Origin of the sequence: Nostoc sp. PCC 9305, assembly GCF_963920915.1 — a bacterium.
Lineage (GTDB): Bacteria > Cyanobacteriota > Cyanobacteriia > Cyanobacteriales > Nostocaceae > Nostoc.
The window spans coordinates 1-275 of the sequence record NZ_CAWUDN010000292.1; the positions used below are offsets into that span (position 1 = coordinate 1).

General features: G+C 68.7%; 1 protein-coding gene. It reads left to right on the plus strand.

The genetic code is table 11. The annotated features are described in order from the left end of the window. A partial coding sequence (locus ACM0OX_RS35810) for a hypothetical protein (protein ID WP_414519970.1) occupies positions 1-195 on the plus strand: 195 nt, incomplete at its 5' end. Positions 196-275 lie beyond the last annotated feature (80 nt).

Below are 275 nucleotides of genomic sequence, written 5' to 3' on the forward strand. Positions count from 1 at the left end.
TGGCCCGGAGAAGGGCCCTTGCCGGTCCAGATGGTCGGGTTTGTGGGCTTCGTCTCCGGCACCTTCGGCATGGTCCTGCTGTCCGGTCTGGTGCAGGCCGTGGCCCGGTACAGTCGCGATCCGCTGTCGCTGGTCCGCATCCAGGTTGGCGGGGTCATCATCACGGGGGGCAACCGCGAAGGAGACAGACCATGATCGCCTGGCTATCGGCCGCAGCTGCGGCCTTCATCGTGGGGGTGGTGGTTCTGGCCGCCATCGTCGGCTGGGGCGCGCGC